At 67.2% G+C, this 21,460-nt stretch carries 20 protein-coding genes; 10 read left to right on the top strand and 10 right to left on the bottom strand.

Annotated features, from left to right (window positions below):
* Positions 1–10: 10 nt before the first annotated feature.
* The 4 genes from ASC95_RS24730 to ASC95_RS24715 all read left to right on the top strand — a co-directional run bounded on the left by ASC95_RS24730 (position 11) and on the right by ASC95_RS24715 (position 3,709).
* On the top strand, positions 11–1,030 hold the full coding sequence (locus ASC95_RS24730; protein ID WP_157256489.1) for a hypothetical protein: 1,020 nt from the start codon (positions 11–13) through the stop codon (positions 1,028–1,030).
* Between the two features lie 63 nt (positions 1,031–1,093).
* Positions 1,094–1,810 (top strand): MotA/TolQ/ExbB proton channel family protein, encoded by a 717-nt coding sequence (locus ASC95_RS24725; protein ID WP_162250847.1) that lies wholly within the window; start codon positions 1,094–1,096, stop codon positions 1,808–1,810.
* Positions 1,800–2,222, top strand: a complete 423-nt coding sequence (locus tag ASC95_RS24720) for a biopolymer transporter ExbD (protein ID WP_057300299.1) — start codon at positions 1,800–1,802, stop codon at positions 2,220–2,222. The genes ASC95_RS24725 and ASC95_RS24720 overlap by 11 nt, the downstream gene beginning before the upstream one ends.
* Positions 2,219–3,709, top strand: coding sequence for a hypothetical protein (locus tag ASC95_RS24715; protein WP_057300298.1), 1,491 nt, complete (start codon positions 2,219–2,221; stop codon positions 3,707–3,709). The genes ASC95_RS24720 and ASC95_RS24715 overlap by 4 nt, the downstream gene beginning before the upstream one ends.
* A gap of 15 nt (positions 3,710–3,724) precedes the next feature.
* On the opposite strand, the gene ASC95_RS24710 is transcribed toward ASC95_RS24715, so the two are convergent.
* Positions 3,725–4,762, bottom strand: coding sequence for an ornithine cyclodeaminase (locus tag ASC95_RS24710; RefSeq protein ID WP_057300297.1), 1,038 nt, complete (start codon positions 4,760–4,762; stop codon positions 3,725–3,727).
* Positions 4,763–4,886: 124 nt separating this feature from the next.
* Between ASC95_RS24710 and ASC95_RS24705 the strand changes: the two genes are divergently transcribed.
* The 3 genes from ASC95_RS24705 to ASC95_RS24695 all read left to right on the top strand — a co-directional run bounded on the left by ASC95_RS24705 (position 4,887) and on the right by ASC95_RS24695 (position 7,091).
* Entirely contained in the window at positions 4,887–5,312 is a 426-nt protein-coding gene (locus tag ASC95_RS24705; protein ID WP_057300296.1) for an Lrp/AsnC family transcriptional regulator, read from the top strand.
* A 54-nt stretch (positions 5,313–5,366) separates the two neighbouring features.
* Complete coding sequence (locus tag ASC95_RS24700; protein ID WP_057300295.1) at positions 5,367–6,296, top strand: patatin-like phospholipase family protein; 930 nt, start codon at positions 5,367–5,369, stop codon at positions 6,294–6,296.
* A gap of 159 nt (positions 6,297–6,455) precedes the next feature.
* Positions 6,456–7,091 carry an LON peptidase substrate-binding domain-containing protein gene (locus ASC95_RS24695; protein WP_057300294.1) on the top strand — a complete coding sequence of 212 codons (636 nt, stop codon included), beginning with the start codon at positions 6,456–6,458 and terminating at the stop codon, positions 7,089–7,091.
* Here ASC95_RS24695 and ASC95_RS24690 read toward each other — a convergent pair.
* Genes ASC95_RS24690 through ASC95_RS24680 form a run of 3 tightly spaced genes read right to left on the bottom strand, consistent with a single transcriptional unit; the run spans position 7,069 to position 11,810 of the window.
* Complete coding sequence (locus tag ASC95_RS24690; protein WP_057300293.1) at positions 7,069–7,896, bottom strand: alpha/beta hydrolase; 828 nt, start codon at positions 7,894–7,896, stop codon at positions 7,069–7,071. The genes ASC95_RS24695 and ASC95_RS24690 overlap by 23 nt on opposite strands.
* Positions 7,893–8,804, bottom strand: a complete 912-nt coding sequence (locus ASC95_RS24685) for a YihY/virulence factor BrkB family protein (protein ID WP_057300292.1) — start codon at positions 8,802–8,804, stop codon at positions 7,893–7,895. Before ASC95_RS24685 ends, ASC95_RS24690 begins: the two co-directional genes overlap by 4 nt.
* A gap of 51 nt (positions 8,805–8,855) precedes the next feature.
* A complete protein-coding gene (locus ASC95_RS24680; RefSeq protein ID WP_057300291.1) occupies positions 8,856–11,810 on the bottom strand; it encodes a TonB-dependent siderophore receptor in 2,955 nt (984 codons plus the stop codon).
* Positions 11,811–12,056: 246 nt separating this feature from the next.
* On the opposite strand from ASC95_RS24680, the gene ASC95_RS24675 reads away from it, so the two are divergent.
* On the top strand, positions 12,057–13,097 hold the full coding sequence (locus ASC95_RS24675; protein WP_057300290.1) for a LacI family DNA-binding transcriptional regulator: 1,041 nt from the start codon (positions 12,057–12,059) through the stop codon (positions 13,095–13,097).
* Here the strand turns inward: ASC95_RS24675 and ASC95_RS24670 are convergent.
* The 6 genes from ASC95_RS24670 to ASC95_RS24645 all read right to left on the bottom strand — a co-directional run bounded on the left by ASC95_RS24670 (position 13,089) and on the right by ASC95_RS24645 (position 19,922).
* The gene (locus tag ASC95_RS24670; RefSeq protein ID WP_057300506.1) at positions 13,089–15,419 is read right to left on the bottom strand and encodes a GH36-type glycosyl hydrolase domain-containing protein; all 2,331 of its coding nucleotides are present in this window, start codon (positions 15,417–15,419) and stop codon (positions 13,089–13,091) included. The genes ASC95_RS24675 and ASC95_RS24670 overlap by 9 nt on opposite strands.
* A 5-nt stretch (positions 15,420–15,424) precedes the next feature.
* Positions 15,425–16,780 (bottom strand): MFS transporter, encoded by a 1,356-nt coding sequence (locus ASC95_RS24665; protein WP_057300289.1) that lies wholly within the window; start codon positions 16,778–16,780, stop codon positions 15,425–15,427.
* Complete coding sequence (locus ASC95_RS24660; protein ID WP_235538042.1) at positions 16,777–17,283, bottom strand: gluconokinase; 507 nt, start codon at positions 17,281–17,283, stop codon at positions 16,777–16,779. The genes ASC95_RS24665 and ASC95_RS24660 overlap by 4 nt, the downstream gene beginning before the upstream one ends.
* Positions 17,284–17,390: 107 nt before the next feature.
* Entirely contained in the window at positions 17,391–18,131 is a 741-nt protein-coding gene (locus ASC95_RS24655) for a LytTR family DNA-binding domain-containing protein (protein ID WP_235538041.1), read from the bottom strand.
* Positions 18,128–19,192 carry a sensor histidine kinase gene (locus tag ASC95_RS24650; protein ID WP_057300288.1) on the bottom strand — a complete coding sequence of 355 codons (1,065 nt, stop codon included), beginning with the start codon at positions 19,190–19,192 and terminating at the stop codon, positions 18,128–18,130. Before ASC95_RS24650 ends, ASC95_RS24655 begins: the two co-directional genes overlap by 4 nt.
* Before the next feature lies 1 nt (position 19,193).
* A complete protein-coding gene (locus tag ASC95_RS24645; protein ID WP_057300287.1) occupies positions 19,194–19,922 on the bottom strand; it encodes a LiaI-LiaF-like domain-containing protein in 729 nt (242 codons plus the stop codon).
* Positions 19,923–20,120: 198 nt separating this feature from the next.
* On the opposite strand from ASC95_RS24645, the gene ASC95_RS24640 reads away from it, so the two are divergent.
* Together ASC95_RS24640 and ASC95_RS24635 are read left to right on the top strand one after the other, a co-directional pair.
* Positions 20,121–20,582 carry an Rrf2 family transcriptional regulator gene (locus ASC95_RS24640; protein ID WP_057300286.1) on the top strand — a complete coding sequence of 154 codons (462 nt, stop codon included), beginning with the start codon at positions 20,121–20,123 and terminating at the stop codon, positions 20,580–20,582.
* Positions 20,572–21,453, top strand: a complete 882-nt coding sequence (locus ASC95_RS24635) for an NAD(P)/FAD-dependent oxidoreductase (protein ID WP_057300285.1) — start codon at positions 20,572–20,574, stop codon at positions 21,451–21,453. The genes ASC95_RS24640 and ASC95_RS24635 overlap by 11 nt, the downstream gene beginning before the upstream one ends.
* The last annotated feature ends 7 nt before the right edge of the window (positions 21,454–21,460 follow it).

Genomic DNA, 21,460 nt, shown 5'->3' with positions numbered 1-21,460 from the left:
AGCAGGAACCATGACAGAACAGCCGCAACACACGGGGGCCTCCGTGCCCGCTCAGCCCCGCCGCGTCCTCGCAATCGTCATCGCGTTCGCGGTGATAGGCACGGGGACCTGGCTGTACAAGCGCCCGCCCGTTGCCGAGGCGCCGCTGCCGAGCCCGCAGGCGCAAGCCAGTCAGGCGGCCAGCGGCTTTGCGCCGGCCGAGCCGCCCCAGGGCGCATCGACGGCGGCCTCCGCTGCGCCGGTCCAGGCCGCAGCCGCCCCGGCTTCGGCGTCGGCGCCCGACTACAGCGCCATGGCCAAGAAGGCGATGGAGCAGGCCAACTCGCCGGCTGAGGCGCTGCGCAAGGTGCAGGTGGCGCTCGGCGGCGGCACGCCCAAGGAGATGCTGGAGGCGGCGCAGACGCTGCAGATGTGCTCGACGATGGCCGGCGCGCCCGAGGGGCTGCATGCCATGCGCGACCGGCCAGGGGATGTGCCTGCGCCCATCAAGAAGATGATGGACGACGTCGGTGGCGTCACCAACGAGATGATCGAACGCGTGCAGAGTGAGGTCCGGCGTTGCCAGGTCTTCGACAGCGCCACGATGGCGCGTAGCAAGGAGCTGTTCCAGCGCGCCTATGAAGGCGGGGCGGAGGGCGGGGCTGCGGCCTACCTGAGCGCGCTGCAGAACCCGCTGCAGAAGGAAAAAGCCGATCCCGCGTTGATCGCAAAACTGCAAGCCGAAGTTCGCAACGCTGCGGCGGGTGGCGACGCTGATGCGCTGCTGCACCTGGCCCTGGCCACCGGCGACAGCGCCCGTGATCTGGGTGTCACGCCGGTGCAGCGTGCGGGCTACAAGGCGGCCTGGAAGACCATAGAGGATGAGAAATTGCCAGGCGTCGGCATGGGCGCGATCATGGAAAAAGCGATGGCGTTTGCCTTCGATCAGGCCAAGTCCCCCACGCCCCTGAGCGCCGCAGAACAAGCCGCGGCGGACGCGCTGGCGCAGCAGGTGGTGGACACCTGGCGGCGCAAGCGCAAGGGCGGGTGACGAACGCAAAGCACGACGAGACGACTGCTCGCACAACCTGACTACCTACGACAGATGATCACCATGAGACGAATCGCAATCGCGCTGGGCGCCGCCAGCCTCCCCGGCCTGGCCTTGGCGGCCGAGATGAACCTGGTCGAGCAGGTGGCCGAGGGCGGCGCTGCGGTGCTGGTCACGCTGGGCCTTTCGGTCCTGTTCCTCGCGGTAACGATCGAGCGCTTCATCCATCTGCGCGCCCGCGCCGTGGTACCGGCCGGCCTGGTGGAGCGCATTCAGCCGCTGTGGACCGCGCATCGCTTCGACGAGATCGAGCGGCTGCTGGCCGAGGACGGCAGCACGCTGGCGCGGGTGATCGCCTTCCTGGTCGTCCATCGCCAGCAGCCCTACGCGGTCGCCAGCAGCGCCGCGGGGGACATTGCGTCCATGGAGCTGCGCAAACACCAGCACAAGGCCTATGCGCTGGCCATCGTGGCCACCGTGGCGCCCATCGTCGGCCTGCTCGGCACGGTGCTGGGCATGATCGACGCCTTCCACGTGATCGCCTTCTCTGAAGGCATGGGCAACCCGGCCTTGCTGGCGGGCGGCATCTCGAAGGCGTTGGTCAACACCGCCGCGGGCTTGACGGTGGCCCTGCCGGCGCTGGGCATGCACCACTATTTCAAGCATCGCCTGGCGACGCTGGGCCTGGCGCTGGAGCAGCAGATCAATGCGCTGCTCAACCAACGCTTCCTGCCTCAGCCTGAGGCCCCGGCCCTGCGGGTGGTGCAGCATGCGCATTGATCTGGGCGAGGACGAGCAGCCTGAGATCGGCCTGATCGCCCTGATCGACTGCATCTTCTTCCTGCTGATGTTCTTCATGGTGGCCACCTCGTTCAAGCAGCCGGTGGGCGAGAAGCCGCAGAAGGAACTGCCGGTCACGCTGCCGGCGGCGCAGATGAGCCTGGACCGCGTGGGCGCCGGCGCCCCGCCGCTGACCATCGGCGTCGACAAGCAGGGCAAGCTCTACATCGACGGCAGCCGGGTATCGGTGCAGGAACTGCACGACCGCCTCAAGCAGGAGGCTGCGGCCAGCCCGGGCCGGCCCGTCCGCATTGATGGCGACGAGATGGCGCGCTACCAGGACATCGTGCACGTGCTGGACCTGTGCCAGTTCGAGGGCTTCACCAAGATCTCGATGCACACGCGCCAATGAAGCCGGACGCGCGCCGTTCTCCGCTGCTGTTCCTGGTCGTGGCGGCACTCACGCAGATTGCGCGCCGGCCGTACCTGTCGGTCTCGGTGGCCGCGCATGCCGCCCTGCTGGCGCTGCTGTACTACTTCGGCAGCTACCAGCTGGAGCTGCGCGAGCAGGAGGTCGAGGTCGCGTCCAGTCTGCGCGCCACCAGCGTGGCCAGCACGGCCAAGCGCTTGCAGGATCTGCAGACCATCAAGGAGTTGCTGCAGAAATCGGCCGACCGTGTTCCGGCCGAGGCGCAACCGGGGCCGGCCGCAGCGGCGGCGCCCGAGACGCCGGACCGCATGGTGGAGCGGGCGCGTGAGCTGGCCAAGGAGATTGACGCGCTCGACAAGGACATCCGAGCCGAGGAGTTGGCCAAGCTGACCGGTTTGCCCAAGACGCCGCCGCCCGTCGCTGAAACGGTGGCGGCGGGCGACGACAGCGCGGCGCTCGAACCCAAGGAGGCCGGCACGCAGGCCGAGGCCCGGGAGCCGCACGACGCCCAGGCGAAGGCAGGGCAGGGCGATGCGACCAAGCCTGGCACGGACGGTGCGGCCGCCAATATGCAGGCACCAATGACGCCGGAGACGGCGGCCAGTGAAGTCGCCGCGCTGGAAGCCAAGGCCCGCGCCACCCTCGTCAAGCGGCAGCAGCGCCTGGAGGCCAAGACCAACGGTGTGCAGGTCGAGGCGGGCAAGTCCGGCGCTGGCGGGGAGGGCACCGGCGGCGACCGGTCAGGATCGCCCGCCGCAGGCCGCGGGACTGACCGGCCGGTGCTCGCCGAGATCACCGACTTCATCAGTGCTGGCGAGCGCGTTGAGCAGACGACACGGTCATGGGGCTACTTCGGTCAGGACGGCCAGATCTTCGACCGCGGCAAGGGCCAGATTCCGCCGGTCGATGCCACGCACCTGGTGCGCGGGCACGGCCGCATGTTCGGCGCGGGCGGCGAGTACGCCAACCGCGTCTACTTGAACAGCTGGTACTTCATCGGGCCCTTCCCCGGGCGGCATGGGGCCGGCATGTTCGACAACCCGGCGTATCCGCCCGAGCAGGCGGTGCTGCTGGACGCCGTGTACTACGGCAAGGACAAGCGGCTGCTCAAGTGGCGCTATGTGACGGCGCAGAGCTATCCGTTTCTGCCACCCGAACAGGCGCAGGATTCGGTCTACTACGGCTACACCGAGGTGTTCGTCGACGAGGCCTGCGACCTGACGGCCTGGATCGGCGCCGATGACGACGTCCAGGTCTACCTGAACGGGCGCATGGTGTGGAAGGGTGGCAACGTCAACAAGCAGTCCTACTTCGACGACATCTTCCTGCGCGACGCGGGCTATGTGCGCGACTACAACCGCACCGAAGGCAAGCGCGTCCTGCACTTCAACAAGGGCCGCAACAAGCTCTTCTTCAAGCTGTCGAACGGCCCCAACGACGCGTTCCTGTCGATGGTGCTGACACGCTAGCTAGACCCAAGGCGCTCAGGCTGCCTGGAGTTGGTGGCTCAAGTGCAGTTCACCGAACAGATCCTTGGGGTCCGCCATCTGTGGGATCAGGTCCAGTGGTGAACCCAGGCCCAGTTGCTGGCTCATGTCGCTCAGCAGGCGCAGGGCCGAGAAGTCCTCGAGCGCGAAGCCGACGGAGTCGAACACGGTGACCTGGGCGTCGTTCTGGCGGCCCGGGGCCTCGCCGGCCAGCACGCGCCAGAACTCGGTGACGGGGAATTCGGCCGGCATCTGCTGCATGTCGCCTTCGATGCGGCTCTGCGGTTCGAACTCGCAGATCACGCGGGCCACCTCCAGCACGCCGCGGTGCAACTCGGTCTTGCCCGGGCAATCGCCGCCGACGCCATTGATGTGCATGCCCGGCTCGATCATGTCGGGCGTCAGGATGGTGGCGTTGGTCTTGTCCGCGGTCACGGTGGTGACGATGTCGGCTCCCTTGACCGCCTCTGCAGTCGAGGCGCAGACCGTCAGCGTCAGGCCGGCCGTGCTGCCCAGATGACCCACCAGCTTGGCCGTGGCGGCGGGATCGATGTCGTACAGGCGCAGCTCGCGGATGCCGAGCAGGTGGTGGAAAGCCAGGGCCTGGAACTCGCTCTGGGCACCGTTGCCGATGAGCGCCATGACACGGCTGTCAGGGCGGGCCAGGCGTTTGGCGACCATGACCGAGGTGGCGGCGGTGCGCATCGCGGTCGTGAGGGTCAGCTCGGAGAGCAGGGCCGGGGCGCCGGTCGCCACGTCGGCGAGCACGCCGAAAGCCATCACGGTCGGTAGGCCGAAGCGGTGGTTTTTGGGGTGGCCGTTGACGTATTTGAAGCTGTAGAGGCTGGCGTCGGCGATGGGCATCAGCTCGATGACGCCGTCTTGCGAATGGGCGGCGACGCGGGGCGTCTTGTCGAACTCGGCCCAGCGCAGGTAGTCGGATTCGAGGTAGCTGACGAGGCGGCGAAGTAAATCGGGAAGTCCGACGCGTTGGACAAGGCGGGCGACGTCTTGGGTGGTGAGGACGGTGGTCATGGCGGTCTCTATGAAGCTGTTGGGGCGATTCTTCCGAGGCAGCCCGCCAAACAGAAGTGCAACTCTTGCTCAGTAATGCATGGCAATTTGGCAAAATGGCAACGGAAATTGCCAAATTGCTCAAATGGACGCTCTCGATCAGCAACTCCTCGCCCTGCTGCGCACCGATGCCCGGGCCAGCGTCGCCAAGCTCGCGGGCAAGCTCAAGGTCTCGCGCGGCACCGTCACCAACCGCATCGCGCGCCTCGAGGACAGCGGCGTCATCACCGGCTACACGGTGCGCCTGCGGCCCGACTCGGTGCCCGACCAGATCACGGCCTGGATGAGCATCACAGTGGAAGGCAACCGCACGCGCGAGGTGGTGGCCATGCTGCTCGGCGAGCCCGGTATCACGGGCCTCTTCGACACCAACGGCCGCTGGGACCTGCTGGCCGAGATCCGCAGCTCCAGCCTGCAGGAACTGGCCGACGTGCTGGAGCGGGTGCGCCTCATCAAGGGCATCGCCGGCACCGAGACCTCCATCCATCTGCAAAGCTACAAGCTGGCCTGATCGTTCGCGTTGCCCGCTCTCGGTTATCGTGCGCCGCGCTCCCTCTGCCTTGAAATGAATCCTTTCCTGATCCGCCGCGCCTGGCTCTTGGCCTCCCTTGTCGCGCTGGCCGGTTGCTCCGTGCTGCCCAGCCAGCCGCCCCAGCCGCCGGTCGTTGTCGTCCCGACGCCGCCGCCTGAGCAGCCGCCCATCATCAAGCCGGCTCCCAAGCCACCGCGCATCGGCCTGGCCCTGGGCGGCGGTGCCGCGCGCGGCTTTGCCCACATCGGCGTCATCCAGGTGTTCGAGGAAAACGGCATCAAGGTCGACATGGTCGCCGGCACCTCGGCCGGCAGCCTCGTCGCATCGCTCTACGCCTCGGGCAAGAGCGGCAAGGAGATGCAGACCCTGGCCGAGACCATGGACGAAGGCGCGATCACCGACTGGTCCTTCCCGCTGCGCGGCCTGATCCGCGGCGAGGCGCTGGCGCGCTTCATCCGCGACAAGACCGGCGGCAAGAACATTGAGCAGATGGTGGTGCCGCTGGGCATCGTCGCCACGGACCTCTCCGACGGCTCTTCTATCCTGTTCCGCAGTGGCGACACCGGCACGGCCGTGCGCGCCTCCAGCGCGGTGCCGGCCGTGTTCCAGCCGGTGCGTATCGGCCAGCGTGAATTCGTTGACGGCGGCCTGGTGTCGCCGGTGCCGGTGCGCTTTGCCAGGGAGATGGGCGCGCAACTCGTCGTTGCGGTGGACATCACCTCGCCGCCCGAGAAGGATCCGCCGGGCGACGCCTTTCGCATGCTGATGCAGACCTTCTCGATCATGGGGCGCAGCATCAACATGTTCGAGCTGCGCGACGCCGACGTCGTCATCCGGCCCCGGCTCGATGGCGTGGGCAGTGCCGACTTCACGGCGCGGCGCCGTGCGGTGCAGGCGGGTCGCGAGGCGGCGCAAGCCGTCTTGCCGATCCTGCGCCAGCGCATCGCCGAGAAGACGCGCTGAAAATGAAACCCCTCGCCCAAGGAGTACCTTGGCCAGTCCCCCGCGGGGACGGCGATGCTTGCCGGCGTGACCGGCAAGCGCATCGCCAGAGCGGGCCGGCTAGGGAGCGGCCCGGCGCTCGACCCGCGGGGTCCTGTCTCGGATTGGGCATCTGAAGCCATGAACACGACCGAGACGCCGCTGTTCCCGCTGCGCTCGGTGTTCTTTCCCGGCGGGCATCTGGCACTGCGCATCTTCGAGCCGCGCTACCTTGACATGGTGCAGCGCTGCCATGCGCGCGGCGAGTCCTTTGGCATCGTGGCGCTGACCTCCGGCGACGAAGTGCGCCGGCGCGAAGGCGAGGGTTTCCAGGCCGAGGCCTTCCATGACATTGGCACCTTGGCCCGTATCGAGCATTTCGAGCATGCACAGGCCGGCCTCATCAGCATCCGAACGCGCGGTGTGCAGCGCTTCAGGGCGTTGGGCCCGCGCCGCCTCAGTCATGGCCTGTGGGTCGGCCAGCTGGAGTTGCTGCCCGACGATGTCCCAGTGCCGGTGCCCGATGATCTGCGTCAGGCCGCGAAGCAGTTGCAGGACCTGCTGGCCGGTTGGAAGGCCCGCGGTCCTGCGGACGACCTGCCTGTGCAGCCGCCCTATCAATGGGATGACGCCGGCTGGCTGGCCAACCGCTGGGCCGAGCTGTTGCCGATGCCGGTGGCGGCGCGTCAGCGCCTGATGGCGATGGACAACCCGCTGCTGCGTCTGGAGCTTGTCGTGGACCGTCTTGACGCCATCACGCGTTCAGCCAATCGGTGAGCGTCTTCAGCACTTCTGCTTTCTCCGGCTCGTTGAAGATCTCATGGAAGAGACCGGGCCACGGCCGGGTCGCAAGGACATTGGCGGGCGCCGCTGATGCAAAGGCCTCGCTGCCGCGCGGCGAAACGCAGCGGTCTGCGCCGGCCCACATCAGCAGCGTGCGCTGTTGCCAGCGCGGTGCATCGCCGATGGCGCGGGTGCCGCTGTCGACGATGAAGCGCGTCAGCCGCGCGGTGATGCGGTCATGCACCAGCGGGTCGGTCGCGTACGCCTTGACGACGGCGGTGTCGCGGCTGATCCACTCGGGCTTGAGGCCGTTGCTGACGGCCAGGCCGGGCGCTAGCGACCCAGCGACGGCCAACAGCAGCTTCTGAAAGCCGGACAGGCCTGCATCCAGTGCGGGGGAAGACAGCACCAGGCCATCCAGCGGCCGGCTCCAGGCCGCGGGCTTGCCTGTCAGCGCCTCCGCTGCAAAGCGCGCGGCGATCAGCCCGCCCATGCTGTGGCCGAGCAGCACGAAACGCTTGCCCGGCTGACGCACGGCGTCGATGACGCGCGCCGTGTCGCGCAGCAGCGAATCAGGCTCGGGAATGTCGCCCTTGGGGCCTTCGCTGTGGCCGTGGCCGCGGTGGTCCCAGCCGTGCACATCCCAACCGGCCGCGTTCAGTGCCGCGGCGACATGGGCGTAGCGTTCGATGTGCTCGCCCAGGCCATGGCAGATCAGCAACTGGCCGCGGGTCGGTGCCGTGGCGGCCCAGTGGCGCAAGTGGAGCTGGAGGCCGTCGTCGGTGGTGGTTGTCGTCATCGCATCGCGGGCTGGGATTCGGTGCGCAAGTTTGCACGAGCTTCTTCCGTTTCCCGTCGCGAACCCAGCACTCTTGCGTAGGCCCAGGTGAACTCGGCGCCGATCAGCAGGATCTGCGCCGAGAAGTACACCCACACCAGCATGGCCACGACAGAGGCCGCGGCGCCAAAGCCCGAGGCGACGCCGCTGCGCTGCAGGTAGGCGCCGATGCCGTAGCGGCCCAAGGCAAAGAGGCCGGCTGTGACGAAGGCGCCGAGCAGAACGTCGCGCCACGCGACGTGAACGCGCGGCATCCACTTGAAGATCAGCGCGAACACGGCCACCACCAGGCCCTGGCTGAACACGGTGTTTGCCAGAGCGGCGACACGCAGCCAGTCGCCGAACCAGGGCTGCCACCAGGTCTGGGCGGCCGACATCATGGCGTCCAGCAGCAGCGATACGAGGAGCAGGAAGCTCAGGCCGAAGATGAGCCCGAAGCTCAGCAGCCGTGCGCGCAGCCAGTTGAGCCAGCCCTGCACGGGGCGGGCCGGCACGCGCCAGATGGTGTCCAGCGCGTCCTGCAGCTCCGCGAACATCGTCGTCGCGCCAACCAGCATCAGGCCCAGGCCAATCACGGTGCTCAACCAGCCGCCGGCCGGCCACGAGACCGACTTCAGCATGCTTTCGACGGTCGAGGCGGCCGTCGCGCCGAGCAGCGTGGCGAGCTGGTCGAACAGTTCGCCACGCACTGCCTCGCCGCCCCAGACCAGGCCGGCCACCGATACGACGATCAGGAGCAGCGGCGCCAGCGAGAACAGCGTGTAGTAGGCCAGGGCCGCGCCCATGCGCGGGCCGCGGTCGTCGAGGAAGCCATCGAAGGTCAGCTTCAGCACGCGCCCCAGCGGTCGGATCTGATCAAGCCAGCGCATCCGCGAAGTCTCGCGGCATGCGTCGGCCGCCGCTGTAGGACGCGACCGGCGTCAGAACGTCATGCGGGCGCCCACGCGGTACTGGCGGCCCAGCACGTCGAACAGCGAGGGGTTCACGCCATAGCCGGTGTTGGTGCCCGGGGCGTTGGGCGGCGCGACGTCGGTGACGTTGTCGATCTTGAAGTAGGCGGTGATGTTTTTGTTGATCTTGTAGTTGCCGGCGAGATCCCAATAGAAAGCGCCCTTCATCTGGTTGTTGTCGATGGTCTGGTGCTGGGCGGTGGAGACTGGGCAGTTGGTCTGGCACTCGATGAACTCGTTGCTGTAGACGCCATCGCTGACCCAGCGCTGGCCCACCGTGAAGCTGGCCTTTTCGCCTTCCCAGGATTGCGAGAACTGGGCCTTCCACTTCGGCGTGTCGCCGAGGTTGACGCCCGCGCGCTCGGCCGGGATGGTGCCGACGATGCCGGATTCCTGCAGGAAGCTCTTCGTGTGGGTGGCCAGGGCGCGCAGCGTGACCTTGCCGGGCAGATTGACGCTGGCCAGGTTGAATCGGTAGAGAGCTTCCATGTCGAAGCCCTTGTTGCGCATCTTGGACAGATTGAAGGCCTGCAGCGTCACGTACTTCACGGGGCTGACAAGATCCATCGCGGCGCAGATCTCTTGGTTGCCGGCAGCGCAGAGGTCCACTTCCTGCTGGGCTCCGAGGGTGGAGATCACGTCCTTCAACTTGATGTCGAAGTAGTCGATCGACGCACTGAAGCCTGGCGCCCACTTGGGCTGCGACAACACCAGGCCGAGGATGCGGTTGTTGGCCAGCTCGGGCCGAAGGTTGACGTTGCCGATGGTGCGCTGCTGCACGTTGTAGGTGTTGCCCTGGAAGTTGACGGCCTGGTTGATGACCACCGGCGCGGCAAACAACTCGGAGAGATTCGGCGCACGCACATCACGCGAGGCGACGTAGCGGACGCGCAGGCCATCGATACCGGTCTTCCAGGTCGAGCCGATCTTCCAGCTGTTGATGCCGCCGGCGGTGCTATAGATCGTGCGACGCACGGCCGCGTTGAGGTTGGCCTCGCCCAGGCTGTCGGACTTGAACATCGGAGCGTTCACTTCGACGAAGGCTTCCTTCACGTTGTAGGCGCCCACCGCAGCGTGGTAATTGCCGGCAAACCAGTTGTTGCCCACGGTGGTGTTGAGGACCGGGTCAGCCGGGTAGTCGGCCGTATTGGGCGTTGCGGGGTAGACGCCATTGCCGTAGGGGTCGCCCGTCACCCAGTAACCTTCCTTGCGAGCTTCCGCTCCGAAGGCGACGGCCACCGGCCCTGCCCAGTTCGAGAACGGCTGGCCGTTGAGGTTGAAGCTGGCCACCGTCTGACGCTGCACCGACAACTGATGTGGACCGACGGCCGGGAACACATAGGCCAGCGCAGCCGGATCCTGCTGCACATCGCCGATGATGTTGAGCGGCGCGCATCCAGAGCCGCGCGCCACCGGGTTGCGGCAAACGATGCTGCCATCAGGCAGGCGGATGGCATCGATGGCCTGGTTGAAGCGCGGGTTCAGCATGATGTTGCTGACCTTCAGGTCGATGCTGTTTTCGCCGTGCTCGAAGTAGCCGTCATACGACCAAGTCTGGCCTAGCGCGCTAGCCTTGCCGGTCGCACCCAGCACGAACCGCTTCTGTTCGCGGATCGGGTTGACCTCGATGTCCTTGGGCTGGTTGCCGTAGGCCGTGCCGAACTTGAAGCTGGTGATGCCCTTGTCCACGCAAGCCTGCTTGATGGAGGCCGGCACGTAGGGGTTCTCGCACTGGATGGTCAAGTTGTCCAGCTTGGGCGAACCGGGGTTGGGCGTGTTGCGGGCGTTGGTCCTGGCCAGGTTGACCGTGAAGTAGACCTCGTTGTCATCGTCCAGCTCATAGCTACCGCGGGTGTAGAAGACTTGACGCTGCAGGTTCATGCCCATGGTGGTGCCGCCGCCGATGGTGCCGGAGAGGTCGCCACCCACGCAGAAGGGTGTGATGCAGCCTGTCACTGCACCCGTGCCGGTGGGCACGCCGTTGGAGCCGTACTCGAACTTGTAGGGCACGCCGTCCTTGCCGAAGGCGGTGCCCTGCAGCGGACCCTGCGTGATCAAGCCGTACTTGGAGTACTGGAACTGTTGGGCGTTGCGGATGTCGAACAGCTGCGGCCTGCCGTCCGTGGTCTGGCCGGTAGGGCGCTGTTGCCAGGCCGGGTTGTTGAACCAGGTGCGGCCGTTGGCGCCCTGGCCACCAAAGCGAGGTGAGGGCACCCCCTTTTCACGGACGAGTTCCACGCTCACGGCAATGTGCGCACGGTCGTTGAGGAAGCTCCGGCCCCAGGCGGCTTGCAGTGCGCCGTTCTTGTCGTCGCCGTAGTTGGTCTGGCCAGCTTCGATGTTGGCCTTGAAGCCCTTGAAGCGCTTGTCGGTGATGAAGTTCACCACGCCGCCCACGGCGTCGGAGCCGTAAGAGGCGCCGGCACCGCCGGTCACCACGTCGACTTGTGTGACGAGGAGCTGTGGGAACTGACTGATGTCAGCCACGCCGGTCACGTTGGCCGGCACCACGCGTTGGCCATCGAGCAGGGTCAGCGTGCGGATCGGGGTCAGGCCGCGCAAGCTCAGGGAGCTGAGGCCCTGCAAGCCGCTGCTGGTGCTGTTGGTGAAGGTGGTGCGACCCGTGCTGCCCTGGAGCGCGGGCAACTCAACGAGGCTCTGGAAAATGTTCGGGTGAGCCGCCTTCTCGAGATCCGAGGCGGTGAGGCGCGTGGTCGGCGTCGGTTGCGTGAAGCCGCGCGCCGAGATGCGCGAGCCCGTAATGACCACGGTGCTCAGCACGCTGGCGCCAGGATTGGCCTCTGGTGCGGCGTCAGGCGTTGTGGCCGGTGTATCCGCGCTTTGAGCCAGGGCGGGAAGCGCCAGCACGGCGCAAGCCGTGAGGGCCGCCAGATGGATCAGGGTCTTGGAACCGGGATTTCGCATGGGAGTCTCCTGAGGTGGCACGGTGGGCCGCTGCCTTGTGGTCGTTGAGCCGGTATTCGGTAAACAAACTTGGTTATTGGATAGCGCTGTCCGAAGAGCTTAAAAAAACTGGATGGCTTAGGTTGAAACTCGCCCGAACATGCGATCCCCAAGGTTTGAACAGCTGCGCCGAGGGCTATCGCATTTCGGGATTGCGCTATCCTAGGCATCGAATTCCCCCTCCGATATGGGGGATACCATGTAGAAATGCCGAGCAGCAAGACGACATCAGCCGCCTCCCCCAGACGCACCAGGGCCACCGGCCGGGTGACGCTGGCGGACGTGGCGCAGGCCGCCGGCGTCAGCCCCATCACCGTGTCGCGGGCCCTGCGTGGCGAGCGGGCGGTGGCGCAGGAGCTGTGCGAGCGCGTCCAGGCCGCCGCCACTGCGCTGGGCTACGTGCCCGATCCGGCCGCCCGGGCGCTGGCCTCCAGCCGCAGCTCCCATGTGGCGGTGCTGATCCCCAAGCTGAGCAACACGCTGTTCGTAGAGCTGCTGGACGCGGTGCAGAACAGCCTCGTGCCGGCTGGCTACCAGACGCTGATCGGCGTCACCCATTACGACGCCAGCGAAGAGGAGGCCGTGCTGCGCAGCTTTCTGGCACACCGGCCGGCCGGTCTCATCGTCACCGGCCGCGATCGCAGCCCGGCGGCGGCCGCTCTCATCGAGGGCAGCGGCGTTCCCTGCGTGCATGTGATGGAGGTGGAGCCGGGCAGCCACAGCGTGGGCTTCTCGCAACGCGATGCCGGGCGGGCCATCACGCAGCATCTGCTCGATTCGGGTCGGCGCCGCGTCGTCTACGTTGCCGCCCAGCTCGACCCACGCACCTTGGAACGCGGTGAGGGCTACGAGGCGGCGCTGGTGCAAGCCGGCCTGGGCGAGAGCGTGAACAAGGTGCTGATCGCCGAGCCCTCGTCCATGGCGCTCGGTGGCGCGATGTTGGAGCGTGTGCTGCGCGAGGCGCCTGAGACCGACGCGATCTTCTTCTGCAACGACGACCTTGCGCAAGGCGCGCTGCTGGCGGCCTTGCGCCTGGGGGTGGCCGTGCCTGGCCGCGTGGCGGTCGTCGGCTTCAACGACCTGCCGGGCAGCGACCAGATGGTGCCGCCACTCACCACCGTGGCCACGCCGCGCCGTCAGATCGGCGAGCAGGCGGCGCAGATGTTGATGAAACTGATGCGCGGCCAGCCGGTGGAGCAGCCGAACGTGGACCTGGGCTTCCAGGTCGTGCGGCGGGCGTCAACGTAGCTCGACGTCCAGCCGGTATTCACGACCGGGTTCGATGTCGCGCACCAGGCCATCTGGCAATGGCTGGCCGTCCAGAAGTACGCGGTTTTGGCCGGTGCGGCGAACCTGCAGGTGGAAGCGCGCACCGCGGAACTCGCGTTCAGCGCTGAACTCATCCCAGCCCGATGGCAGTTGCGGCTTCACGAGCAACCCTTGGGCATGCCCGCGCAGGCCGCACAGGCCTTCGATGATGCAACGATAGGCCCAGGCCGCGGTGCCGGTGTTGAACAGCTGGCTGGAGCGGCCGGCCGTGCGCGGGAACTGCTGGTGCGCGCCGCGGTAGTAGTTGGGAATGAAAACAGGCAACTGGCCGCGCTGCAGATAGTCGGCCTCGTCCGGTCCCGGAATCATGCGGCGCAGCGCGCTGAAGGCGCGGTCGCTCTCGCCGGCGTCGTACAGCGCGTGAACGTAGAAGCTGGCGGCGTGGTTGTAGACGGCGCCGTTCTCGGCCGAGCCGGGGTGCTTCTGCGTCACGCGCCCCACGTCGTCGCGCATGCCGGAGTAGGGCGGGTTGAACATCGCCACGCCGTGCGGCGTGTCGAGCTGGGCGTCGATGGCGGCGAGCATCTTCACGCGCTGCTCCTTGCTCGCTGCGCCGCTGAGCATGGCCCAGGACTGCGGGTTCAAGTAGATGCGGCCCTCGTTGTCGGCGCTGACGCCGAAGACGACGCCGTCGTCCGTGATGCCGCGGGCGAACCAGTCGCCGTCCCACAGATGGCGGTTGGCGGCGGCATTCAGTTCATCGGCCGCTGCCTGCCAGCGCGCGGCCTGCTCGGCGCGGCCAGCGTCGGCGCAGATGCCGCCCCACAACCGCATCGCATAGGCGGCCGCCACAGTGAGCCAGCCCGACACGCCACGGCCCTTGTAGCCCACCATGTTCATCGGGTCGCACCAGTCGCCCTGGGCGATATAGCTCAGGCCGCGTGCATCGCGGTCCTGCTGCAGCCAAGCCATGGCGCGGTCCAGGCGTTGCGCCACTGTGAGTTCGCCCACGACGACGTCCAGCAGCGAGAAGTCACCCGTCTCGTCGAGATAGGCCTGCAGGCAGACCGGCAGCCACACGCAATGGTCGGTGTGCGGCACCTGGTTGATGTATTTCAGCTCGGCGCCTTCGATCAGCAGGATGCCGTCTGGCATCGAGCCGTTGGCGGCCTGCTGGCTCAAGGAGTGCAGCAACGCCCCGCGCGTGATGCCCGGCGCGATATAGGCCATGCCCAGGTTGTCCTGCAGGTAGTTGCGCGTCTGCGGGTCGGTGCTGAGCCGGTTCACATCGCCGTGATAGAAAACCTGGCGCGGCAGCCAGTGGTTCACGAAGCGGTCGAAGTCGGCGTCGGGCGACTCAATGCGCAGGCAGCCGCGGCCGCTGTCGATGTAGTCGGCATAGGCGGAGCGGGCGCGGGCGAAGCCGGCTTCGCTGAGGTAGGTCTCGCGCACGCCGGCGATCTCGGCGTCGTTCAGCGCGGGGCCGAAGAGGAAGCGCCAGGCCTGGCTCTCGTTGGGCTGCAGCGCCAGCCGGTACTGCACGGCGGCGGCGGGCGTCTCGTAGCGAGCGTCGCCGCCGGCCAATTGCTCAGCCTGCAGCGCGCTGGGTCGGTGCAGGCCGCCTTCGCCTTCAAACGCGCCCTGGCTGGCCTCCCAGGCATCGGGCGGGCACTCGCAGAGGAAGTAGGTCTTGTCCTTGAGGTCCAGATTCTTGAAGTAGTCCGCCACCTTCTGGTAAGGCGTCACGCTGCTGGCCACGATGCCGCCCAGGTCGGCGCGCCATTCGGCCGACTGGTTCATCCACGACATGTAGCCGATGGGAAAGTAGGGCACGACGCTGATGCGCCGGGCCCGGCCCGACAGATTGATGACGCGAACTTCCCACAGCTCGACGACATCGTCGGTCGGCAGTCCCAACGTCATCTCCACGCGCAGACCGAGGTGCTCCACTGTCCAGCTCAGGTCATACCGGCCGACGACGAAGCTGAAGCTGTCGACCGGCGCGCGCACCGGCTCGTAGGGCGCCGAGAACAGCTCGCCGGTGTCCTCGTCCTTCACGTAGACGAAGCGGCCGGGGTGGTGGGCGTAGTAGGCCTGCTCCGGCTGCATGAAGGTCTTGGCCTCCAGGTTGGGCGCATGCGCGTACTTGGCCGGTTCGGGCTGCATGAACTGCGCGGTGGCGTAGCCGCGGCAGGTGACCTGGATCATCATGCGGTGGTTCCACAGGAAGCCGCCGGATTGGGGCAGGGCAGTGGGGCTGGTGAGCTCACAGCGCTCGCCGCCATCGAGGTGTCGCAGCATGGACATCAGATCGGTAAAGTGGCGGACTTGCGCGCGGCCAGGTCGGCCTGGATGCGCGCCATCGTCGGGTTGTCGAGGGTGTAGAAGCACATGATCACCGCTGCCAGCAGCGTGAAGCCGGCCGGGATCACGGACATCAACCAGACGATGCCGGCCTGTGAATCGGCCGACTGCGCAACGTTGGGCACGTAACCCAGCGTCGTGAACAAGGTGCCGATGACGCCGACCGCCACGGCCGTGCCGAGCTTCTGAGCGAAGGAACTGGCCGCGAACGTCATGCCGGTTGCACGCCGTCCGTTGCGCCATTCGTTGTAGTCGGCCGAGTCGGCCAGCATGGCAAAGGACAGCGGCGACTTGGGGCCCAGGCACAGGCCCAGCGCGATCTGCAGCGCATACATCAGCACGATCTGGTCGCTGGGCACGAACAGGAAGGCCGTCGACAGCACGGTGGACGCCAGCATCAGCCCGATCAGCAGCTTGCGCTTGTCGATGATGCGCGTGAGCAGCGGCGTGCAGGCCGTGCCCGCGGCCGCGGCCAGCAGATAGGCCGGCATGAAGGTCGCCAGCAGGTCGGGACGGATGACGACGTACTTGAAGTAATAGGCCGCGCTGGTCATGCGCAGCGTGATGCTGAGCATGATGATCAGCGAGAGGAAGAACAGCAGGATCCATGGCAGGTTGCTGCGCAGGTCGGCCACATCCTGGCGCACGGTGGACGGTTCAGCCTGTACCGGCTGGACGCGCTCGGTCGTTGCACTGAACGTGAAGGCAAAGATCAGCGCAGCGGCGATGCCCCAGAACACCATGGTCAGCGTCCAGCCCAGGGCCGGGTCGCCACCGCCGAACCAGCTCACCAGCCGGGGCGACACGGCCGTGACGATGGTGCCGCCCGCGAAGCCACAGACGAAGCGCGAAGCGTTGATCGCATTACGTTCCCGCGCGTCGCCCGAGATCACCCCCGACAAGGCGCTGTAGGGCAGGTTGACGCTGGTGTAGACCGTCATCAGCAGCAGGTAGGTCACATAGGCCCACACCAGCTTGCCCGTTGGGCCGAAGTCGGGCGTGGAATAGGTCAGCACACCGATCACGGCCAGCGGCAGCGGCATGAACAGCAGATAGGGCCGGAACTTGCCCCAGCGTGTCTGCGTGCGGTCGGCAAAGGCGCCGATCATGGGGTCGGTGAAGGCGTTGAAGATCTTGATGACGAACAACATCGTCGCGGCAGCGGCGGCGGTGATGCCGAATACGTCGGTGTAGAAGATCAGCAGGAAGGTGGAGACATTGGTCCAGTAGAAGTTGAACCCCATGTCGCCCAGGCCGTAACCGACGATTTCGCGGCGAGTGAGCGGGCGCGCGCTCATGCTGTGCTCTGCAGCCACTCACGCAGCCGGGTTTGCAGCAGGTCCAACGGCGCCAGCGCATCCAGGTGCAGCACCCCCGGTTCGCCAACGGGCGACTCCAGCGTCTCGAACTGGCTGTCAATGAGGCTGGGGGCGAAGAAGTGGGTCTCCCGCATCGCTATCCGCCGTGCGACTTCGGCCTTGTCGATATCTAGAAAGGCGAAGCGCAAGCCGGGCGATGACCGGCGGAGCTGGTCACGGTAGGCGCGCTTCAGGGCAGAGCAGGCGGCGAAGCCGCCGGGGTGCTGGCGCAATTGTTCGCATAGCGCGGCGAGCCAGCCGGCGCGGTCTTCGTCTGTAAGGGGGCGGCCCTCGGCCATCTTGCGCCGGTTGGCCTCACCGTGGAAATCGTCACCCTCCAACCACACACGGCCCAGTTGCGCGGCAGCAGCGGCGCCCAACGTCGATTTGCCACTCCCGGCAACGCCCATAAAAACGAGGGATTCGGGCGCAAAGTGGATCATGGGGACGGCTGGCGAGGGACAAAAGGGGACCGTTGGATAGCGCTATCCTAACGATCGCGGCCGCCCTGTGGCTCCGTGTTTTCCCGCCGCAGCCTTCGCGGCGCGCGTCAGAGTACCGCGCGCAGCCTGTCGTAGCCGCTGCGGCTGACGGGAATGCGCTTGCCGTTCTTCATGCGCGCGACGTGGGCGTCGCTGTCCGTCTTCTCCAGAGCCTGCAGGGCCGCGAGATTGATGATGAAGGAGCGATGCACGCGCACGAAGCGGCCAGGGTCGAGCTGGGCCTCCAGGTCGGAGATGCGCTGGGCCTTCAGGTGGTCCCGCCCGCCGCTGTGGAAGGCGACGTTGTCGGCTTGGGCCTCGATGTAGTCGATGGCGTCGATGGCCAGCACCTGCATGCCGCCGTTGCGATCAGCGTCGCGCACAAGGACGCGACTGAGCCCCTGGGGTGCGACGAGCTTGTCCAACCCGGGCTGGGCCTGGCCAAGCAACCGGCGCGCTCGCGTCAGCGCGGTGTCAAAGCGGGCCTGATTGAAGGGCTTGAGCAGATAGTCCACGGCATGCAGCTCGAAAGCGCGCATGGCGTGCTGGTCATGCGCCGTCGTGAAGATGACGCCGTCGCGGCGGCCGGTCAGCTCCAGCACTTCGAGGCCCGTCAGGCGCGGCATCTGGATGTCGAGAAAGACAAGGTCGGGTTTGATCTCGGTGATGGCGCGTGCGGCGTCCAGGCCGTTCTCGGCCTCGGCGGCGACGGTGATGTCGGCGTGGATCTTCAGGAACTCGCGCAGCAAGCGACGGGCCAGGGGTTCGTCGTCGGCGATCAATGCACGCAAAGGGGCTTGCAGCGTCATGGCGTTTCGGTTTCGAATGAAATGCTGATCTCGACCGCGAAGCCCTCGGGCGTCGCGCCCCAGCTCACACGGGCGCGGTCGCGGTACTGCGCGGCCAGGCGCTCGCGCAGATGGCGCAGGCCCTGGCCCAAACCAGTCTCGCGCGTGGGTTCTGCGGGCACGGGGTTACGCACGGCCAAGTGCAGCCAGCCGTCGCGCACCAAGGCTTGGATCTGCACGAGGCCACCCTCGTCCAGCGCGCGCAGGCCGTGCTTGAGGGCGTTTTCGACCAGGGGCTGCAGCGTCAGCGGCGGCAGCAGGGCGGCCAGCGTTTCGGGCGGTGTGTCGAAGGCGCTGCGCAGCTTGTCGCCCAGGCGTTGGCGCTCGATGGCGAGGTAGTGACCGATGAGTTCAAGCTCCTCCTCCAGGCGGATACGCTCGCGGCTGCCCAAGGCCAGCGTCTGGCGGAAGAACTGCGCCAGGTCGATGCTCATCTGCCGCGCGCCGGCGGGGTCGAAGCTGGTCAGCGCGCTGATGGAGTTCAGGCTGTTGAAAAGGAAATGGGGGTCGATCTGCTGGCGCAGCAGCTGCAGCTCCATGTCGCGGGCCAACAGCCGCGCTTCGGCCTCGCGCGTGGCTGAGGCCTGCGCGGCTTCGACGGCCAGCAGCAGGTCGTGGGCCAGCACCGACAGTGTCAGCAGGATGAGGTTGGCCAGCAGGAGGACGCTCCAGATCGCTGGCGTCGTCGCAACAAGGCCTGCCGGGCGGCCCAGGGCAAGGCCGACCGCATTCCAACCCGACGCAAGCGCAAGGGCGCCGCCGCCAAGCAGCAGCACGGCGGAGACCCGTGCAGCCAGTGCGCGCGGCCAGCGGCCGGCCCCGAAGGGCTGGCTGCGGCAGACGTGATAGAGCGACAGCGCGACAAAGCTCAGCACCGTGCTCAGTGGCAGCGCCCAGGCCAAGGCCCAGGCGAAGTCGACCGGACCTTGCTTGCCCAGCAGCGCGGCCAGCGCCGTGCCGGCCAACGCGGCGGCCAGCAGGCAGGCGGCCAAGCCGCGCCGGTGCGCCAGCAGCGGGTGCACTTCAGTTCTTGACTTCGACGCCGCCGAACATCGCGTCGCCCCGCAGCACGAGGCGCTGCGTCGGGTTCATGGGCGGCACGGTGCGGTCCTCCACGCCGCCCAGCGTCGGCGCGATGTCGACCACGACTTGCCAGTCGCGCGGCACGCGTAGCTCGACACCGCTGAAGCGGGCCGAAATCTCGAGCACGGCCTCGGGGCCATCGATCGCGGCCTGGCGCAAGTCCAGCTCGACGCCGCCGAAGGTCACGTCGATGCGCCCGCCCTTGAAGGCGCGCGAATCGTTTTGCTGGCGAATGGCGCTGAAGCTGGCATCGATAGCAATGCGGTCACCGTGCTCGAGCGTCGAGGGCGTGTCGGCGCAAGCCCCTGCTCCGCGGTAGCGCGGGAACAGGCCACGCGCCAGGATGGACAGGCCACCCAGGATGATGAAGACCGGCCACCAGTCGCGCAGTCGGATGCTGACGAGATCCAGGTTCTGCGCGGTCATCACGGCGCCGACGATGACCAGAGCGATGCCGAACAGCCAGTTGCCCGCGTGGCGCGGCCAGACGATGCGGCTCAGGCCGAACAGCACCAGGGCCAGCGGCCAAAAGGTGCGCAGCAGCGGCATGCCGAAGACATGGAGGTTGTCCAGCAGAGCCAGCGTGCCGATGCCGATGACGCCCAGCCCGAAAACGACGCGGTGTGCCGGGTGGTAGGGCGGGCGATAGCGGGTGCGGTTGGATCTCATGGATGCGGTTCTCGACTTGCGATGGCGTGAGTAGACATGCTCGTGGCAGGCGGCGTGGCCGCAAATCGGCGAATCGCCGCCAATGGCCGACGAATCGACGGCCACCTTCGCCAGCGGCAGTGCGGCGAATCCCTGCCGATCGCAAGGGCATGTAAGGCATCGGCTTGCGTCAGTTTTTCATGAAACTAATATAGTTGCATGAAAAGAGATGGCAAGCTATCCGGCGTTTTACACATGCTGCTGCACATGGCCGAGAGCCAGACTCCGGTGACCTCCGAGACGCTGGCGCGGGCGATGAGCACGAATCCCGTCGTCGTGCGGCGGCTCATGGCGGGCTTGCGCAAGGCCGGTTTCGTCGCCTCGGCCAAGGGGCATGGCGGCGGTTGGGTGCTGGGCTGCCCGTTGTCGGCCATGACGCTGGGCGACGTGCATGCGGCGCTGGGAGCGCCGCCATTCTTGGCTGCAGGGTTGCGCGATGAGCAATCGAGCTGCCTCGTCGAGCAGGCTGTCAATACGGCACTTGGGACAGCCTATGCCGAAGCTGAAGCCCTGCTCGTGTCGCGGCTGCACGGCGTGAAGCTGTCCGTGTTGGCCGAGGACTTTCGGCAACGCATGCAGGCCCGCGGCCTGTCATTCAAGGACCTTCACCATGATGTTTGACGCGCTCATCGTCGGCGGCAGCTTTGCCGGCCTGTCCGCTGCATTGCAGCTTGCCCGAGCGCGGCGGCGCATCGTTGTCGTCGACGCGGGCCAGCGACGCAATCGCTTTGTCGAGGCCTCCCACGGCTTTCTCGGCCAGGATGGGCGGTCGCCCGGCGACATCGTGGCCGAGGCGAAGGCGCAGTTGCTGGCCTATCCGAACGTGAGCTGGCGTGACGGCCTGGCCGCTGCCGCGCGTAAGCAAGGCGAGGCCTTCGAGGTCGAAGTGAGCGGCGAAACGCTGCGAGCGCGCCGCCTGGTGCTGGCGACCGGCGTCGTCGATGAACTGCCGGCTGTCGAAGGCCTGGCCGAGCGTTGGGGCACAACGGTCTTCCACTGCCCCTATTGCCACGGCTACGAGCTGGAGCAGGGCGCCATCGGCGTGCTGGCCAGCAGCGCGCTGTCCATGCACCACGCGTTGATGCTGCCCGACTGGGGGCCGACGACTTTCTTCCTCAACGGCGCCTTCGAGCCCGACGCCGAGCAGGCGAACGCCCTGGCGGCGCGCGGCGTGGCGGTAGAGCCCGTGCCGATCGCACGCATCACCGAGGCGATGACCGTGGAACTGGTGGATGGCCGCCGCCTGCCACTGGCGGGATTGTTCACGGCGACGCGCACGCGCATGGCCAGCCCACTGGCCGAGCAACTGGACTGCGAGTTCGAGCAGGGGGCGGCAGGACCCTATCTGCGTCGCTCGATGATGGAAACCTCTGTGCGCGGCGTGTTCGCCTGCGGGGATGCGGCTTCGCCCTTCGGCAATGTGGCGACGGCCGTGGGCGACGGTGCGATGACAGGTGCGGCCGCCCACCGTTCCTTGATTTCTGGCCTCTAGGGGCCAG

The organism is Pelomonas sp. Root1217 (assembly GCF_001425705.1).
GTDB lineage: Bacteria > Pseudomonadota > Gammaproteobacteria > Burkholderiales > Burkholderiaceae_C > Pelomonas.
The sequence above is the reverse complement of the archived record's forward strand: the minus strand, read 5'-3'. Positions and strand labels throughout refer to the sequence as shown.

Bases quoted from the DNA above. Each gene is read 5' to 3' on its own strand.
- ASC95_RS24710 (WP_057300297.1), bottom strand. From the start codon at position 4,762: ATGACCACCGTCCTCACCACCCAAGACGTCGCCCGCCTTGTCCAACGC.
- ASC95_RS24645 (WP_057300287.1), bottom strand. From the start codon at position 19,922: ATGAGATCCAACCGCACCCGCTATCGCCCGCCCTACCACCCGGCACAC.
- ASC95_RS24635 (WP_057300285.1), top strand. From the start codon at position 20,572: ATGATGTTTGACGCGCTCATCGTCGGCGGCAGCTTTGCCGGCCTGTCC.
- ASC95_RS24660 (WP_235538042.1), bottom strand. From the start codon at position 17,283: ATGATCCACTTTGCGCCCGAATCCCTCGTTTTTATGGGCGTTGCCGGG.
- ASC95_RS24640 (WP_057300286.1), top strand. From the start codon at position 20,121: ATGAAAAGAGATGGCAAGCTATCCGGCGTTTTACACATGCTGCTGCAC.
- ASC95_RS24675 (WP_057300290.1), top strand. From the start codon at position 12,057: ATGCCGAGCAGCAAGACGACATCAGCCGCCTCCCCCAGACGCACCAGG.
- ASC95_RS24680 (WP_057300291.1), bottom strand. From the start codon at position 11,810: ATGCGAAATCCCGGTTCCAAGACCCTGATCCATCTGGCGGCCCTCACG.
- ASC95_RS24695 (WP_057300294.1), top strand. From the start codon at position 6,456: ATGAACACGACCGAGACGCCGCTGTTCCCGCTGCGCTCGGTGTTCTTT.
- ASC95_RS24730 (WP_157256489.1), top strand. From the start codon at position 11: ATGACAGAACAGCCGCAACACACGGGGGCCTCCGTGCCCGCTCAGCCC.
- ASC95_RS24670 (WP_057300506.1), bottom strand. From the start codon at position 15,419: ATGCTGCGACACCTCGATGGCGGCGAGCGCTGTGAGCTCACCAGCCCC.
- ASC95_RS24725 (WP_162250847.1), top strand. From the start codon at position 1,094: ATGAGACGAATCGCAATCGCGCTGGGCGCCGCCAGCCTCCCCGGCCTG.
- ASC95_RS24720 (WP_057300299.1), top strand. From the start codon at position 1,800: ATGCGCATTGATCTGGGCGAGGACGAGCAGCCTGAGATCGGCCTGATC.
- ASC95_RS24715 (WP_057300298.1), top strand. From the start codon at position 2,219: ATGAAGCCGGACGCGCGCCGTTCTCCGCTGCTGTTCCTGGTCGTGGCG.
- ASC95_RS24665 (WP_057300289.1), bottom strand. From the start codon at position 16,780: ATGAGCGCGCGCCCGCTCACTCGCCGCGAAATCGTCGGTTACGGCCTG.
- ASC95_RS24685 (WP_057300292.1), bottom strand. From the start codon at position 8,804: ATGCGCTGGCTTGATCAGATCCGACCGCTGGGGCGCGTGCTGAAGCTG.
- ASC95_RS24690 (WP_057300293.1), bottom strand. From the start codon at position 7,896: ATGACGACAACCACCACCGACGACGGCCTCCAGCTCCACTTGCGCCAC.
- ASC95_RS24655 (WP_235538041.1), bottom strand. From the start codon at position 18,131: ATGACGCTGCAAGCCCCTTTGCGTGCATTGATCGCCGACGACGAACCC.
- ASC95_RS24705 (WP_057300296.1), top strand. From the start codon at position 4,887: ATGGACGCTCTCGATCAGCAACTCCTCGCCCTGCTGCGCACCGATGCC.
- ASC95_RS24700 (WP_057300295.1), top strand. From the start codon at position 5,367: ATGAATCCTTTCCTGATCCGCCGCGCCTGGCTCTTGGCCTCCCTTGTC.